This is a genomic window from Pumilibacter intestinalis (genome assembly GCF_943193005.1).
GTDB lineage: Bacteria > Bacillota > Clostridia > Christensenellales > Pumilibacteraceae > Pumilibacter > Pumilibacter intestinalis.
Window position 1 is genome coordinate 136,323 of sequence record NZ_CALPCH010000001.1, and the last position, 13,268, is coordinate 149,590.

Consider the following 13,268-nt stretch of genomic DNA (forward strand, 5'->3'; position numbering starts at 1 on the left):
GTTGCGTTATAAAGTTGCCGAAAAGTTTGTAAGCATAAACGGCGAAGGGCCGCGTGCGGGCGAGCTTGCCGTGTTTTTGCGGTTTTGCGGCTGTAATCTCGATTGCGGTTACTGCGACACGCGCTGGGCAAATACCGCCGACGCGGAATACGAGCTTGCTTCCGAGGAAGAGCTTGTTGCATACGTGAAATCCACCGGAGTAAAAAACGTTACCCTGACGGGCGGCGAACCGCTTTTGCAAGCGGGTATTGCGCGGCTTATAAAACTGCTTGGAGAGTCGGGCGCGGAAGTGGAAATAGAAACCAACGGAAGCGTGCCGTTGAAAGATATAGTCGCCCTTTCGCCCCGTCCCGCCGTTACCGCCGATTATAAGCTTCCTTCGAGCGGAATGGAAAAACATATGATTACCGAAAACTTTTCTTACCTTACGCAACGTGACGCGGTAAAGTTTGTGGTGGGGGATAAGCGCGATTTGGCGCGTGCGGAAGAGATTATAAACGAGTACGGACTTACGGACGGATGTCGCGTTTATTTCAGCCCGGTGTTCGGAAAAATCAGACCCGAAGAAATAGCGAAGTTTATGAAAGAGCGTAAACTTAACGGCGTACGTTTGCAATTGCAGTTGCATAAAATCATCTGGAAGCCCGATATGCGCGGGGTATAGGAGAAATTATGGATATTAAAGAAATAGAAAAACATATCCGCGGGCTATTGGTCGCCATAGGCGAAGACCCCGACAGGGAAGGTTTGCGCGAAACGCCCGCCCGCGTGGCAAGAATGTACGAAGAAGCGTTTGCGGGTATAAAATACACAAACCGCGAAATTGCGGAAATGTTCGGAAAAACTTTCGAGGTTCCGTCCGACCCGAATTCGGGCGGCGCGGTGGTAATAAAGGATATAAGCGTGTTCAGTTATTGCGAGCACCATATGGCGCTTATGTACGATATGAAAGTAGACGTGGCGTATATCCCGCGCGGAAGAGTTTTGGGACTGAGCAAAATCGCGCGCATCTGCGATATGGCGGCTAAGCGGCTGCAATTGCAGGAGCGTTTGGGACGGGATATTGCCGAGATAATTTCGCTTGCGGCTTTATCGCCGGACGTAGGCGTAAGAATAGAGGGTTGCCACAGCTGTATGACTTCGCGCGGGATAAAAAACGTATCGTCTAAAACGGTTACGAAAAATTATTTCGGCGCGTTCAAAGACGACGTTTCTTTGCAAAATCTTTTGGGGGACTGAAAATGAAAGCACTTGTTTTATTAAGCGGCGGCGTAGACAGCGCAACCTGTCTCGGACTGGCGGTTAAAGAATACGGCGCGGCGGAAGTTTGCGCCCTTTCCGTTTACTACGGGCAGACTCACTGTAAAGAACTCGAAGCCGCGCAAAAAGTTGCCGACTTTTACGGCGTTAGTCTAAAGCGGCTTGACCTGTCCGTAATATTCGAAGGTTCGGACTGCTCGCTTTTGGCGAGTTCGCCGAAAGATATACCGTTGCAAAGTTATGCCGAACAGCTTTCCGTAACGGGCGGGAAACCCGTTTCAACCTACGTTCCTTTCAGAAACGGGCTGTTCCTTTCGGCGGCGGCAAGCGTGGCGCTGTCGCACGGGTGCGAAGTGATTTATTACGGTGCGCACAGCGACGACGCGGCGGGCAACGCCTATCCCGATTGCAGCGAAAAGTTCAATTCCGCTATGGGCGAAGCTATTTATACGGGAAGCGGCGGGCAACTTAAAATTCTCGCGCCATTTGTAAACTTAAACAAATCGCAGGTTGTAAAAATAGGGCTTGAACTCGGCGTTCCGTATAAATATACTTGGAGTTGCTATTCGGGCGGAAGAAAACCTTGCGGCGTATGCGCTACCTGTCGTGACCGCGCCGCCGCATTTGAAATCAACGGGATAGATGACCCAGCTATAAAAGGAGAATAATATGCCGAGAGAAAAACATAACGAAGGTATTACCCTGCTCGGGAACAAAAACACGAAATATCCGCAAACTTACGACCCGTCCGTTTTGGAAACGTTTGCCAACAAACACCCCGAAAGGGACTATTTCGTAAAGTTTAACTGTCCCGAGTTCACAAGCCTTTGTCCCATTACGGGTCAGCCCGATTTTGCCACGCTATACATTTCGTATGTGCCGCGCGAAAAGATGGTTGAAAGCAAGTCTTTGAAGCTGTATCTTTTCGGGTTCAGAAACCGCGGCGATTTCCACGAAGACTGCGTGAACATAATTATGAACGACCTTATCGATTTGATGGACCCGGCATATATCGAAGTATGGGGTAAATTTCTGCCGCGCGGCGGAATTTCAATAGACCCCTTTTGCAACTACGGCAAAAAAGGAACGGCGTGGGAACAGGTTGCTTGGGACAGGCTTTCGCGCCACGATATGTATCCCGAAAAAATCGACAACAGATAATAAAATTCTTTATTTGCTTAAAGATTTATTCTGTTGTTAGGTTTTATCTGATAATACTTTTTGAATAATGATTTTGCCGTCCTTGATTTCTATTTGTAGTTTTACTTTGCATTTCGGACAATATATTTCTACATTCGAGCCGTCACCAGCCTTGAATAATTTATACCCGCAGTCGGGGCATACAACGTATGAGGTCATAGACTTTTCCGCTCCTTATTTGCTTTTATTCTGCCGTAAATTTCTTTTACTACAATAACGACACCGTAAACACCGCATATCAACAAAATAATATCTTCGTAAGCATTAGCAATAAACGCCTTTACACCTGTTAATCCCCAAATTGTCATTAAAATGAGTAGAGGTAAATTTCTTTTGCCGTAGCAAGAATATACTGCTATACTCAAAGAAATTATCGGACAAGGCATTATATAAGTTACCATATGCGGAAACTTATTGCCAAGTAAGAACGAAACAAGCGGGTAAAACAAATACAAAGTAAGTAAAAGCATTTGTATGATGTTCGGTTTATGTAAAGTGTCTTTCGGGTTTTTAATACACTCATAACAAAACAATAGTCCAACGCTTATATATAAAGGTGCGGCAAAAAAGAATTGTATGGGCATTTTTCCGAAAATTGCAAAATGTGTTATACCAATAAATAAATTAGTTATTCCCAAAGCAAATTTTACTGTCCAATTTGCAACACGACAATACGAAAGTATAATTGCCGTTATAATTGCGATTAACAGCACAATTTGAATTATATACGTTTGCTGATTATAGTTTTCTATAACTTGCCAAAAAACTTCTGCGTTCATTTTTATTCCCCGACATAACTTTTCAATATTTTAATCTGAAAAATATGTCAGATTAGATTATATCACTTAAATCGACATAAGTCAACTAATATGAAACTTTTGTCAGATTAGCATAGTTTAATTGACTTTTAACCTTATATCAGTTATAATCTTTACATTATGACAGAGATTAGACAACCAATAAAACGAACATCTATTGAGAAAAAACAAAAAATTATCAATGCGGGTTTACAAGTGTTTAGTGAAAAGGGCTATTATAACACTACTACCGCCGAAATAGCGCAAATTGCGGGTGTATCAACGGGAATAGTGTATAACTATTTCAAAGATAAAAAAGATATTTTATTACAAGCCTTACAGGTTTGTTTTGAAAATACTTTTAAGCCAATACTTAACGCTCTAAATCAATGTGATTTTAGGTGCGATTTTGAAGGCAGTATCAGAAAGTTTGTTTTAATATGTTTACAAGCCCATAATACTGAAAATAAATTTGCTCATCGGGAAATTATGGGTATGTGTATGTTAGACCAAGACGCGGGCGCGTTATTAAATCAAAAGGAAAATAATGTGATTAACGCAATTATAAAAGCATTATCCGATAATGGAATAACTGCGCCTAATATAACCGCAAAAATTAAAATCTTATATCATAATATTAGAGATTTTTGTCATACTGCTATTTTTGAGAACTACTCCGAAAATTATATAAATACTGTACTTAATGAAATTTTAGAAATCGCAAAAAATATGTTTTTCTCGTAAGCACTTTATTATTTTGTTATTCGCTTGTGCTTACCGTCTGTGGAGGGAATACGCCGCCTTGACAAATTATCAAGGGCGGCTATTTATTTCCCGTAGGGCATAAAGCCGCCGTCGCCTACGGCTTAATCTGAAAGGCGGTCAGAAAAACGAACTGCTTTTGAACTTGATTTTTCCCGATTACCCGGACGGGAACGGCGGCGAAAACGAGAGCGCGGACGAAAACAGCGTAAAAGAAAAAGAAACCGAAAATTCGGTTTCTCTCTCGGGGTGTTAGTATACCCCTGTTATGGTGCACCGTTTGAAAACAAAGTTGAACTTTCGAGTTCTTCAAGCGATACAATTTCTTCTTTACCGTTCGCGTTATATACGATTTTCATATAATCGTCGTAAAGGTAAATCGAGTTTATGAAGGTATCAATAATCTTTCGTTTTCCGTTCTGCGTGGATATATCTATCTTACGGAAGTTATATAGTGCCATTTTGAAATGGTCTTGCGTGAATATCGGTGTTTTTAACTGTTCCTTTGCAATCGCGTCCGTTATTTCTTTTTGCTCTGTTTCAAGGGCGGACAGCCGCTTTAACAGTATTTCCGTTGCATAACCCTTCTGAACGGCGTTCACGATATTCTCAATCTCTTTTTCTTTCTGCTTACACTGTTCTTGCAACTTGGGAAGTAGTGTGCTTTCCGTATATTGTAATTCAAACAGCTTTTCCGAAAGTCTTTCAATCACACCGTCGTCTTTCAAAAATTCCATTGTCTTATAAACGATAAAATCTTCTAAACAAATTAAGGATAAAATAACGCTTGAAAATTATTCTTTGATGTGCTATAATTTTATAGATTAAATTTCGGAGGAACACTATGGCATACTCATTAAAGAGTGTAACGATACGCACAGACAATTCCGAGAGCGGAATGGCAAAAATCAACGAGCTTTGGGCGGATATTATGACGGGCAAAATTCCGCTTGACTTTGTAAAAAACGGCGTACCTGTAAAAGGTCTGTCGCCTATATCTGCATACAGCGATTACGAGAGCGACGAGAAAGGCAAATATAACTTATCCGTTATGACCGTAACCGCCGCGTTTTTTGCAAAAATGGAAGAATTGGTTGCGCAAGGCAAGTATGTCAAAATTGACGAGAAAGGCGAAACGATTGCCGACTGCGCTAACAAAGCGTGGTCGAAAGTTTGGCAACTTACCGCAAGCGGCGAACTTAAACGTGCTTTTACAATCGACTATGAAAGCACCGTACCCGCCGAATATACCAAAGACGGTAAAGCGCATTGCTATTTATACATAGCGGTGAAGTAAAAAATTATGATTGACATTAAAACTTGGATTAAGGAATTTACAGACAAAGCCCTTCAAACTTTTTCCGAACGCGTATGGTTTATAGGTTTGCAAGGCAGTTACGGCAGAGGCGAAGCAACTCAAACAAGCGATATAGACGTGGTTGTAATTCTCGACGAACTGCGTATAGACGATTTGAAAGCCTATCGGGATATGCTCGATACTTTGCAGAACAGAGAACTTGTTTGCGGTTTCATTTCGGGCAAGGACGAACTTTTGAATTGGGAAACGAGCGACCTGTTTCAATTCTATTACGATACCACGCCCATAAAAGGAACGCTCGATTGCCTGCTTGAAAAGATAGATAAGCACGCTGTAATGCGTGCTATAAAAATAGGAGCGTGCAATATTTATCACGCCTGCGTGCATAACTTCGTTCACGAAAAAAGCGAAGATATACTGCGCTCATTGTATAAGTCGGCTGCCTTTGTTTTGCAAGCGGTATGGTTTTACGAAACGGGTAAATATATCAAATCAAAGGCTGAATTGCAAAATGCAATCAATCCGCCGTCTGCCGTACTAACAAATGCACAAGAGTTAAAGAACGGTGCAAGCGTAAAGTTTGAGGAAATGTCGGAGTTGCTACTGAATTGGGCGACGGCGCTAATAAGAGGATATAACGAATGACCATAGAGCTTATAAAGGAAAACGAAATACAAGAAACTTGCGATATGGTAGCCCGCGCGTGTAAAAATTCGGTTTTTGCCGAGTTTTATCCGCAACAGCCGAAATATTTTTCTATTGCGTATGACGAAATAAAGCAAAAAACCGAATACGGACATTTCTATGTTGTGAAAGAATGCGGCAAAATTATCGGATGCGGGTGTATCGGCGCTTATTGGGACAGTTTGACGGAAAGTTGGATAAACACTATTTTTGTTGAGCCGTCCCATCAACATAAAGGAATCGGCAAGAAAATCATAGAACATTTGGAAAGCGACGAATATGCGAAGAGAGCAAACCGCATTGAAATTCATTCGGCAATATCGGCGATACCGTTCTATCGCAAATTAGGCTACGAACATAAACACGGAGATTTGTCTTATAAGGACGGAATGTTCGACCTTGAAAAGTTTTTTAATAAATAGATTTTAACGGTTGTTCGCCACAAAATAAAAAGGAGTAAATAATGCCTTATATCAAAATCGAAAGCGGTAAATTGACCGACGAACAAAAAACGTTGCTTATAAAGCGCGTAACCGAAGTCTCCGCGGAAATTATGAATATTCCGCAAGAGTTTTTTACAACTACCATTACGGAACTGCCCGATACAAACTTCGGTATCGGCGGCAAAACCATCGATATTATCAAAGACGAGTACAAAAAATGAAAGATTGGTTTACAATAGATAAAATCGACGAAACGACTTATATTATAAGCGAATACCGCCATTGGGAGGAAACGCATTGCTATCTTTTAATCGGCAGTAAGCGTTGCCTTTTGATTGATACGGGACTCGGCATTTGCAATATTTATGACGAAGTACGCAAACTGACGGACAAACCCGTTACCGCAGTTGCAACCCATATCCATTGGGACCACATTGGCGGGCACAAATACTTTCCCGATTTCTACGTACATAAAGCCGAGTTGGAATGGCTAAACGGCAAATTTCCGCTTTCTATTCAAACCGTACGCGATATGGTTGTTGACCGTTGCGATTTGCCCGAAGGCTTTGACGCAAGCAAGTACGAGATGTTTCAGGGAACGCCGACAAAGGTGTTAAACGGCGGCGAAATAATTGATTTGGGCAATAGAAAAATCGAAGTCTTACATACCGCAGGGCATTCGCCGGGACACCTTTGCTTTTGGGAGCGAGAGCGCGGCTACATATTTACGGGCGACTTGATTTATAAAGATACGTTGTTTGCTTATTATCCGTCCACCGACCCCGAAGCGTATTTACAGTCGCTCGAAATTATAGCCGCATTACCGTCTAACAGATTGTTTCCCGCTCATCACTCGCTTGATATTCAGCCCGAAATTGCCGTGCGTATGCGCGACGCTTTTCGGGAACTGAAAGCGCAGGGCAAACTAAAACACGGCGCGGGTACTTTTGATTACGGCGATTGGGCGGTGTGGTTATAAAAATTATAACGGAGTTGAAATATGGAACAGTTGATATTCAGTTTACCCGATTTTGCAAACGGTGATACGTTTCCTATCGACCACACAGGCAGAGGGAAAGATTTGTCGCCCGAAATTGTAATTGAAAATCTTTCCGATAACGCCAAAACACTTGCGGTTACTTTGGAAGATATAAGCCACCCGATAAAAAACTTTACGCATTGGATTATTTGGAATATTCCGGCAACAAGCAAAATCGAACAGGCAATCCCGAAAGGAAAATACATTTCGAATATAGGCGCAACACAAGGTATAGCATACGGTATGCACAGATACGCCGGTCCGAAACCGCCGCACGGTAAAACGCATAAATATCGCATAACGGTTTATGCGTTAGATTGTTCGATAGACTTATCTGCGATTAAACGGAAAAAGCACTTTCTCAAAAAAGCCGAAAATCATATTTTGCAAAAAGGTTCTCTTGAATATAAGTTTGAGTAAACCAAAAGCCGAAAGATCTGTTGACCTTTCGGCTTTTTATTATTCTTGGTTTAACAATTCTTTTATTTGTTCTTCCGTGTACGGACTGACATAATCGGGCAAGCATAAATGCGTTTGGCTCCAAATCATCATTTGCGTAAGTACAGGCACAAAACTTTTACCGAGTTCCGTCAAAGTATATTCTACTTTCGGCGGAATTTCTTTATAAATTTCGCGGTGTATAAATCCGTCGTCCTCTAATTCACGCAACTGTTTTGTTAAGGTCGATTGCGTGATACCGTCCATTCGGCGTAATAATTCGCCAAAACGTTGCACTTTATAAAAAGCGATATACCAAAGAATAAGGAATTTCCATTTACCGCTTAAAACGGCTTGCAACGTATTCATAGGAACACACCGCGCCATAACTTCTCTTTTTCTAAACTTGTTATCTGTCATATTAACTCCTTTTTTTCATTATAGCGTATTAAGAAAAGTAAGTCAAACCTATTAGTATCATTTTTGATAGTACTACTAAATAAAGACAGTACTTGTGTTTCAATACTATTATGCTTTATAATAAAGAAAAACAAAAGGACGGTATTTTATTTATGCACTACACGGGAACAGTTTGGCGTCCACCTTATGAGGCTTGGTCGGCTCTATTGCAAGTTACAGCGGGTTGTACACACCATAAATGCAAATTTTGCACATTATACGAAGATATACCTTTCAAATTCAAAATGTCGCCTATTGACGAGATAGAGGACGATTTGAAAGAGTTGAATCATTTTACGCCCGATGTAACGAGAATGTTTTTAGTCGGAGCAAATCCGTTTGTATTATCAATGGAAAAATTACGGCAAATAGCATATTTATCTAAACAATATCTCAACCGATTAAACACTATCGGCTGTTTTGCGCGTATAACCGATATAGCGCCGAAAAGCGTTGACGAATTAAAACAGTTGCGTATTTGCGGTTATAACGGTATTACAATCGGCGTTGAAACGGGCGATGACGAAGCGCTGTCTTTTATGAATAAGGGCTATTCTTCTGCCGACATTTTAGAACAATGCCGCAAACTTGACGAGGTCGGGCTGGAATATAACTTTTTCTATCTTACGGGTATTTACGGCAAAGACAAAAGCAAGCAAGGTGTTGAAAATACATTGAAAATATTTAATCAACTTAATCCGAAAATCGTCGGCGCGTCTATGCTTACGATTTATACCGCGTCGGAATTGTACGGCGAAATTCAAAACGGAAATTGGACGGAAGAAAGCGAAACGGAAAAATACGAGGAGTTGAAAATGCTTGTAAACGGTTTAGATATTAAAACGCATTTTGCAGCTCTCGGTGCGTCTAATGCCGTACAATTACACGGTAACTTACCGACCGAAAAAAACGAATTGATTGCCATAATTGACGAGATTTTGAGCCGTTTTGGGGAAAGCGAATTGAAACGGTATAGGAAAAATTTGAAACACCTTTAATATGCCTTTCGACAAAAGTTTTCATAAAAAGTGTTTCACTGTCCGTTTATGGGCGTTGAACATATTGCAACGAACAAAAGTTTGTGATATAATGCACACTACCACAATGTAGTTTGTGGTGGAGTACCCTTAAAGGGTAGTAGTTCCGCGACAAGCGTTTGCTTGTAGAATGCGGAAGGTTTTGGGCGATATAGCCGCCCGCGTCTTAGCTTACGAAAAGAGCGTAGTTTTGTAATGTTACGCAAAATTCGTGAGCCGTGATAGGCTTTTATAAGTGTACAATTTTTTCGGTTAAGGAGTGTCTTTTGAGCTAAAACATTACTAACAATTCCATAGAATGGCTAACCACCATAGAGCAATTTAATGTTGCTAAATACGGTTAGAAGTCGGTGAAACGTTAAGCGTTCAGCGGCTTTTTTCGCGCCTTTTTTACAGTATCTATCCCGCGCTTTCTTGCGTGGACGAAGATATAAAAACTAACAATTCGGAGGTAAATCTATGACAATAAGACCGCCTTAATACGGCAATCAAACGGTAAGCATAGTTCTATCGTTCTGTGGACGGAAAGCCCCGCAGGGCGAACGAAACTTATGAAGCGAAGCGAAATAAGTGTAGTGAGCTACACTTAAAGAATTTAAGCCATTAGGAGGACGAAACTTACGAGGCAACCAATCCGCAAATAGACAGTTCGCGGACGAAAGACAACTACCACATTGTAACTCCGTCGGGCAGATATATGGATGTTATCGAACAGCGAATTGCAAGACTGCATTTGAAACGCAAGGTGCGCTCGGATGCCGTATATATTGTGTCGTTTGTTCTCGGTGCAAGTCCCGAATTTTTCAAGGTGTCCACATGGGAAAAACAGTATGCTTTCTTTCGGGATTGCGTCAAGTTCTTTCAAGACAAGTACGGCGAAGAAAACGTGCTGTCGGCTATCGTCCATATGGACGAAACAAATCCGCATATGCACTTGAACCTTATACCGATTACCCACGGCAAGCTATGTGCAAAAGACTTGTTAGACGGAAAACTCGCCGCACTTCAAACGGAGTTTTGGAAAAAAGTCGGAGAAAAATACGGACTTGACAGAGGCGAGCCAAACAGTCAAGCCGAACATTTGGATACTGCGGAATACAAGGCGAAAAAGATTGTAGAAGCTGCCGAGCAAAAACGCGCCGAAGCGGAAGAATATTCGGAAGCGTTACAGCAAGCCGAGCACGGCGAAATCGCTCACAGCAAAAGCGGAATGCGAAAGCAAATTGTAGCCGTAACTGCCGACAACGCCGACCTTAAAAAGCGGTTGGATAAAGTAATGCAGGAAACGCTTGACATTGACAAAGAGAACAAAGAACTCAAAGCGTATAAAGTCCGAGCGGCAAAGGCGCTTGAACTGCTTGCAAAGTTAGAGCGTGAAAACCCGTCGGCTTACAATGCACTCTTTGAAAGCAAACAAAAGCCGCCCGTACCATCATCATAGAATTAGTGGTCAAAGTAATTTTTATAGGAGGAAAATGTATCGAGTAAGTTATGTCGAGAAAGAAACAAGCACCCAAAACAGACTTTGATATTCCCGAATATCAAATGGAATCGCTTGCAAGAGTATTGCTACCGATTATGCAGGAATATCTATCGTCTGAACAAGGACAAAAAGACTATGCCGAATGGCAAAAATCACAACTTAATAATCAACAATCTAATAACAAAGAGTCCCGATAAATAGTATAGGGATAGCCGTTGAAATAAACGGTATAAGGAAAACCGCCGAAGTTGAGCGGTATAAAAATGAAAGATGTAAACCTAATCAAGTTAGGTAGCCGAACATAATATGATAGAAACGGCAACCGCCGATAGAGCAAACAAACTCTATCGGCGGTTTTTGTTTTACTCACTTGTTTTATAATTTGTTCCCCAAACGTACATAGCATCCAAAATAGGCTTTAACGATTGTCCAAGCGGCGATAAAGAATACTCCACTCGTGGCGGTACTTCTGCGAAAACTTCTCTTTCTACGAGTTTGTCTTCTTCCAAAGAACGAAGGTTATCTGTTAAAACCTTTTTGCTTATAGCAGGAATTGTTTTGATAAAATCTTTGAAACGTTGTTTATTATCGTACATTAAATTACGTAAAATAAGTAGCTTCCATTTGTTGCCGATAAGTTGAACAGTCGTTGCAACGGGACATTCGGGTAATTCGTCTTTAGTCAGCATAAGCGTTACTTCCTTTTATATTTTAATAGAGTATAGCAGAAATGAGAAATTATGTCAATAGTTCAAAAATGAAACTATGTTACTATTCTATTATCATATAATAAAAAAGTAACATTATGGCAAAGGTTTTCGGTATTTGGTATAATAGATTTACAAATTCATTTCGGAGGCATCATTATGAAAAACTACAACAAAATCAGCATTACGGAAGATTCTCGCATTGAACTTCACGACAAACTCGGTCTAACCGGTGCAGAAGTAAGCATAAACACCTTACCCGCTGGTGCAAATGTTCCTTTTATTCATTCGCATAAGAATAACGAAGAAATATATGCGATATTAGATGGAGAAGGCTTGGTTATTATTGACGGTGAAAAGATAACTATCAAAACGGGCGATTTTCTTCGTATTTCACCTTCGGCAAAACGACAATTTTTTGCCGCACCGGACAAAGGAATAAAGTATATATGTATTCAGGTCAAAGCCAACTCATTAACCGCTTACACGCAATCCGACGCAATAATCTGAAATCAAAAAATAATCCGATAGCACATAATGTTCTATCGGATTATTTTTTATTCTCGGAAGTTCTCAAATTCTTCCATTAAACAAAATAGCCCGAACGTTCTTTTTACGGTAAAGAAGTTCAAGCTATTAAGACTTGGTGCGGTCGACAGGACTTGAACCTGCATGGTCGCCCACAAGATCCTTAGTCTTGCGTGTCTGCCAATTCCACCACGACCGCTTAGCTTAGTTATTATACTCTAAGCGCATTTATTTGTCAAACGTTTTATCGAGCTCGAGCAAAAAAATGTTGCAATATTTTTGTTGCGATATTTTATTGCGCGGCGGCGGTTTGACGGCTAAGCATTCTGCGCCAGTTGTAAAAACCGTATAAGTCGTTGAACATGAACATCACGAAACAAAATATCATGGGAAGATAGGCTACGTTTTCCACGGTGGCGAGCACCCAAAGGATTATAAGCACGATATCGTTTGCCGTGTAGCCGAGCGCGTAGAGGGGAGAGCGCATCATGGTGAGTATTGCGGCGAGCAGGCTTGTGGCAACCGATACGGTGCTGAACGCGAGGTTTGCCGTGCCGAGCGCGCGCAGTATGAAATAGAAAGCCGCAGTAAGCGCGGCGGTGAGCGAAAACAGCAGGCATATCTTTTTGGCGTTCAGTTTTCCCACTTTCACCTCGGATTTTTTGTACGGGTGGCGCAACCACGTAATAAGCGAAATAACGGCGGCGGGGAGAGCCATGCAAAGATAAGTTATCATTTCGCCGTAGTAGCGGAAGAAGAACGAAACAATGCCGTAAAGCGAGGCGAAAACTATCATTATTATTTGCCCTAACGCGTTGCCCTTAGCTATGAATATGAGCGACGACACGCCCGCGAGCGACGCGGCGAGCGTAAGATAGTCTTTGTTCGGCGCGAGCAAAAAGGAGAGAGTCACCACCGCGGCGGAAACGCTCCAGAGCGCGATTTCGAATTTGGTGAGAGTTTTGAACGGGTTTTGTGCTTTCATAAGTACCCGCTATAATAGCACACAGCCCGTTTATTGTCAAGAAGAATGGCGGCGGAAAAGTTGACAAATGAGCAAATGTGCGGTATTATGGTATTGACAAACAAATATACATACAAAGGGCGTAACTC

At 41.6% G+C, this 13,268-nt stretch carries 19 protein-coding genes, 1 tRNA gene and 1 pseudogene; 15 read left to right on the forward strand and 6 right to left on the reverse strand.

Going from position 1 to position 13,268, the window contains the following annotated elements; genetic code table 11:
- Window position 1: 1 nt before the first annotated feature.
- Genes queE through queF form a run of 4 tightly spaced genes read left to right on the forward strand, consistent with a single transcriptional unit; the run spans window position 2 to window position 2,421 of the window.
- The gene (gene queE / locus NFR55_RS00620; protein WP_251545273.1) at window positions 2–664 is read left to right on the forward strand and encodes a putative 7-carboxy-7-deazaguanine synthase QueE; all 663 of its coding nucleotides are present in this window, start codon (window positions 2–4) and stop codon (window positions 662–664) included.
- Window positions 665–672: 8 nt separating this feature from the next.
- On the forward strand, window positions 673–1,239 hold the full coding sequence (gene folE, locus NFR55_RS00625) for a GTP cyclohydrolase I (protein ID WP_251545206.1): 567 nt from the start codon (window positions 673–675) through the stop codon (window positions 1,237–1,239).
- A gap of 2 nt (window positions 1,240–1,241) precedes the next feature.
- Entirely contained in the window at window positions 1,242–1,928 is a 687-nt protein-coding gene (queC, locus tag NFR55_RS00630) for a 7-cyano-7-deazaguanine synthase QueC (RefSeq protein ID WP_251545207.1), read from the forward strand.
- Between the two features lies 1 nt (window position 1,929).
- Window positions 1,930–2,421: a preQ(1) synthase gene (gene queF / locus NFR55_RS00635; RefSeq protein ID WP_251545208.1), complete on the forward strand. Its 492-nt coding sequence runs from the start codon at window positions 1,930–1,932 to the stop codon at window positions 2,419–2,421.
- 194 nt (window positions 2,422–2,615) lie between these two features.
- Here queF and NFR55_RS00640 read toward each other — a convergent pair whose 3' ends face one another.
- Window positions 2,616–3,239 (reverse strand): DUF6064 family protein, encoded by a 624-nt coding sequence (locus tag NFR55_RS00640; protein ID WP_251545209.1) that lies wholly within the window; start codon window positions 3,237–3,239, stop codon window positions 2,616–2,618.
- 159 nt (window positions 3,240–3,398) lie between these two features.
- Between NFR55_RS00640 and NFR55_RS00645 the strand changes: the two genes are divergently transcribed.
- Complete coding sequence (locus tag NFR55_RS00645) at window positions 3,399–4,001, forward strand: TetR/AcrR family transcriptional regulator (protein WP_251545210.1); 603 nt, start codon at window positions 3,399–3,401, stop codon at window positions 3,999–4,001.
- Between the two features lie 284 nt (window positions 4,002–4,285).
- Here the strand turns inward: NFR55_RS00645 and NFR55_RS00650 are convergent, their stop codons facing one another.
- Window positions 4,286–4,756 (reverse strand): hypothetical protein, encoded by a 471-nt coding sequence (locus tag NFR55_RS00650; protein WP_251545211.1) that lies wholly within the window; start codon window positions 4,754–4,756, stop codon window positions 4,286–4,288.
- A 107-nt stretch (window positions 4,757–4,863) separates the two neighbouring features.
- Between NFR55_RS00650 and NFR55_RS00655 the strand changes: the two genes are divergently transcribed.
- From NFR55_RS00655 to NFR55_RS00680, 6 genes are read left to right on the forward strand one after another with little or no spacing between them, the layout of a single operon-like run.
- Complete coding sequence (locus tag NFR55_RS00655; RefSeq protein WP_251545212.1) at window positions 4,864–5,316, forward strand: AraC family transcriptional regulator; 453 nt, start codon at window positions 4,864–4,866, stop codon at window positions 5,314–5,316.
- A gap of 6 nt (window positions 5,317–5,322) precedes the next feature.
- The gene (locus NFR55_RS00660) at window positions 5,323–5,982 is read left to right on the forward strand and encodes a nucleotidyltransferase domain-containing protein (RefSeq protein ID WP_251545213.1); all 660 of its coding nucleotides are present in this window, start codon (window positions 5,323–5,325) and stop codon (window positions 5,980–5,982) included.
- Entirely contained in the window at window positions 5,979–6,443 is a 465-nt protein-coding gene (locus NFR55_RS00665) for a GNAT family N-acetyltransferase (protein ID WP_251545214.1), read from the forward strand. The genes NFR55_RS00660 and NFR55_RS00665 overlap by 4 nt, the downstream gene beginning before the upstream one ends.
- 41 nt (window positions 6,444–6,484) lie before the next feature.
- Window positions 6,485–6,685 (forward strand): 4-oxalocrotonate tautomerase DmpI, encoded by a 201-nt coding sequence (gene dmpI, locus NFR55_RS00670; RefSeq protein WP_251545215.1) that lies wholly within the window; start codon window positions 6,485–6,487, stop codon window positions 6,683–6,685.
- Window positions 6,682–7,443, forward strand: coding sequence for an MBL fold metallo-hydrolase (locus tag NFR55_RS00675; RefSeq protein ID WP_251545216.1), 762 nt, complete (start codon window positions 6,682–6,684; stop codon window positions 7,441–7,443). Before dmpI ends, NFR55_RS00675 begins: the two co-directional genes overlap by 4 nt.
- 21 nt (window positions 7,444–7,464) lie before the next feature.
- On the forward strand, window positions 7,465–7,923 hold the full coding sequence (locus tag NFR55_RS00680) for a YbhB/YbcL family Raf kinase inhibitor-like protein (RefSeq protein WP_251545217.1): 459 nt from the start codon (window positions 7,465–7,467) through the stop codon (window positions 7,921–7,923).
- Between the two features lie 39 nt (window positions 7,924–7,962).
- On the opposite strand, the gene NFR55_RS00685 is transcribed toward NFR55_RS00680, so the two are convergent.
- The gene (locus tag NFR55_RS00685) at window positions 7,963–8,361 is read right to left on the reverse strand and encodes a winged helix-turn-helix transcriptional regulator (protein ID WP_251545218.1); all 399 of its coding nucleotides are present in this window, start codon (window positions 8,359–8,361) and stop codon (window positions 7,963–7,965) included.
- Between the two features lie 152 nt (window positions 8,362–8,513).
- Between NFR55_RS00685 and NFR55_RS00690 the strand changes: the two genes are divergently transcribed.
- From NFR55_RS00690 to NFR55_RS00700, 3 genes and pseudogenes are all read left to right on the forward strand, one after another.
- Entirely contained in the window at window positions 8,514–9,398 is an 885-nt protein-coding gene (locus NFR55_RS00690; protein ID WP_251545274.1) for a radical SAM protein, read from the forward strand.
- A 667-nt stretch (window positions 9,399–10,065) separates the two neighbouring features.
- Window positions 10,066–10,878 (forward strand): annotated as a pseudogene (mobV, locus tag NFR55_RS00695) (MobV family relaxase); the annotation flags it as partial.
- Between the two features lie 50 nt (window positions 10,879–10,928).
- A complete protein-coding gene (locus NFR55_RS00700) occupies window positions 10,929–11,117 on the forward strand; it encodes a hypothetical protein (RefSeq protein WP_251545219.1) in 189 nt (62 codons plus the stop codon).
- Between the two features lie 165 nt (window positions 11,118–11,282).
- Here the strand turns inward: NFR55_RS00700 and NFR55_RS00705 are convergent, their stop codons facing one another.
- A complete protein-coding gene (locus NFR55_RS00705; protein WP_251545220.1) occupies window positions 11,283–11,609 on the reverse strand; it encodes a winged helix-turn-helix transcriptional regulator in 327 nt (108 codons plus the stop codon).
- 177 nt (window positions 11,610–11,786) lie between these two features.
- Between NFR55_RS00705 and NFR55_RS00710 the strand changes: the two genes are divergently transcribed.
- Window positions 11,787–12,137 (forward strand): cupin domain-containing protein, encoded by a 351-nt coding sequence (locus NFR55_RS00710; protein WP_251545221.1) that lies wholly within the window; start codon window positions 11,787–11,789, stop codon window positions 12,135–12,137.
- Between the two features lie 134 nt (window positions 12,138–12,271).
- Here the strand turns inward: NFR55_RS00710 and NFR55_RS00715 are convergent.
- Together NFR55_RS00715 and pnuC are read right to left on the reverse strand one after the other, a co-directional pair.
- A tRNA-Leu gene (locus NFR55_RS00715) sits at window positions 12,272–12,354 on the reverse strand.
- A gap of 93 nt (window positions 12,355–12,447) precedes the next feature.
- Window positions 12,448–13,140, reverse strand: a complete 693-nt coding sequence (gene pnuC / locus NFR55_RS00720; protein WP_251545222.1) for a nicotinamide riboside transporter PnuC — start codon at window positions 13,138–13,140, stop codon at window positions 12,448–12,450.
- Window positions 13,141–13,268: the final 128 nt, after the last annotated feature.

Coding starts and splice junctions, on each gene's coding strand:
- folE (WP_251545206.1), top strand. CDS start 673: ATGGATATTAAAGAAATAGAAAAACATATCCGCGGGCTATTGGTCGCC.
- queC (WP_251545207.1), top strand. CDS start 1,242: ATGAAAGCACTTGTTTTATTAAGCGGCGGCGTAGACAGCGCAACCTGT.
- queF (WP_251545208.1), top strand. CDS start 1,930: ATGCCGAGAGAAAAACATAACGAAGGTATTACCCTGCTCGGGAACAAA.
- NFR55_RS00640 (WP_251545209.1), bottom strand. CDS start 3,239: ATGAACGCAGAAGTTTTTTGGCAAGTTATAGAAAACTATAATCAGCAA.
- NFR55_RS00645 (WP_251545210.1), top strand. CDS start 3,399: ATGACAGAGATTAGACAACCAATAAAACGAACATCTATTGAGAAAAAA.
- NFR55_RS00650 (WP_251545211.1), bottom strand. CDS start 4,756: ATGGAATTTTTGAAAGACGACGGTGTGATTGAAAGACTTTCGGAAAAG.
- NFR55_RS00655 (WP_251545212.1), top strand. CDS start 4,864: ATGGCATACTCATTAAAGAGTGTAACGATACGCACAGACAATTCCGAG.
- NFR55_RS00660 (WP_251545213.1), top strand. CDS start 5,323: ATGATTGACATTAAAACTTGGATTAAGGAATTTACAGACAAAGCCCTT.
- NFR55_RS00665 (WP_251545214.1), top strand. CDS start 5,979: ATGACCATAGAGCTTATAAAGGAAAACGAAATACAAGAAACTTGCGAT.
- dmpI (WP_251545215.1), top strand. CDS start 6,485: ATGCCTTATATCAAAATCGAAAGCGGTAAATTGACCGACGAACAAAAA.
- NFR55_RS00675 (WP_251545216.1), top strand. CDS start 6,682: ATGAAAGATTGGTTTACAATAGATAAAATCGACGAAACGACTTATATT.
- NFR55_RS00680 (WP_251545217.1), top strand. CDS start 7,465: ATGGAACAGTTGATATTCAGTTTACCCGATTTTGCAAACGGTGATACG.
- NFR55_RS00685 (WP_251545218.1), bottom strand. CDS start 8,361: ATGACAGATAACAAGTTTAGAAAAAGAGAAGTTATGGCGCGGTGTGTT.
- NFR55_RS00690 (WP_251545274.1), top strand. CDS start 8,514: ATGCACTACACGGGAACAGTTTGGCGTCCACCTTATGAGGCTTGGTCG.
- NFR55_RS00700 (WP_251545219.1), top strand. CDS start 10,929: ATGTCGAGAAAGAAACAAGCACCCAAAACAGACTTTGATATTCCCGAA.
- NFR55_RS00705 (WP_251545220.1), bottom strand. CDS start 11,609: ATGCTGACTAAAGACGAATTACCCGAATGTCCCGTTGCAACGACTGTT.
- NFR55_RS00710 (WP_251545221.1), top strand. CDS start 11,787: ATGAAAAACTACAACAAAATCAGCATTACGGAAGATTCTCGCATTGAA.
- pnuC (WP_251545222.1), bottom strand. CDS start 13,140: ATGAAAGCACAAAACCCGTTCAAAACTCTCACCAAATTCGAAATCGCG.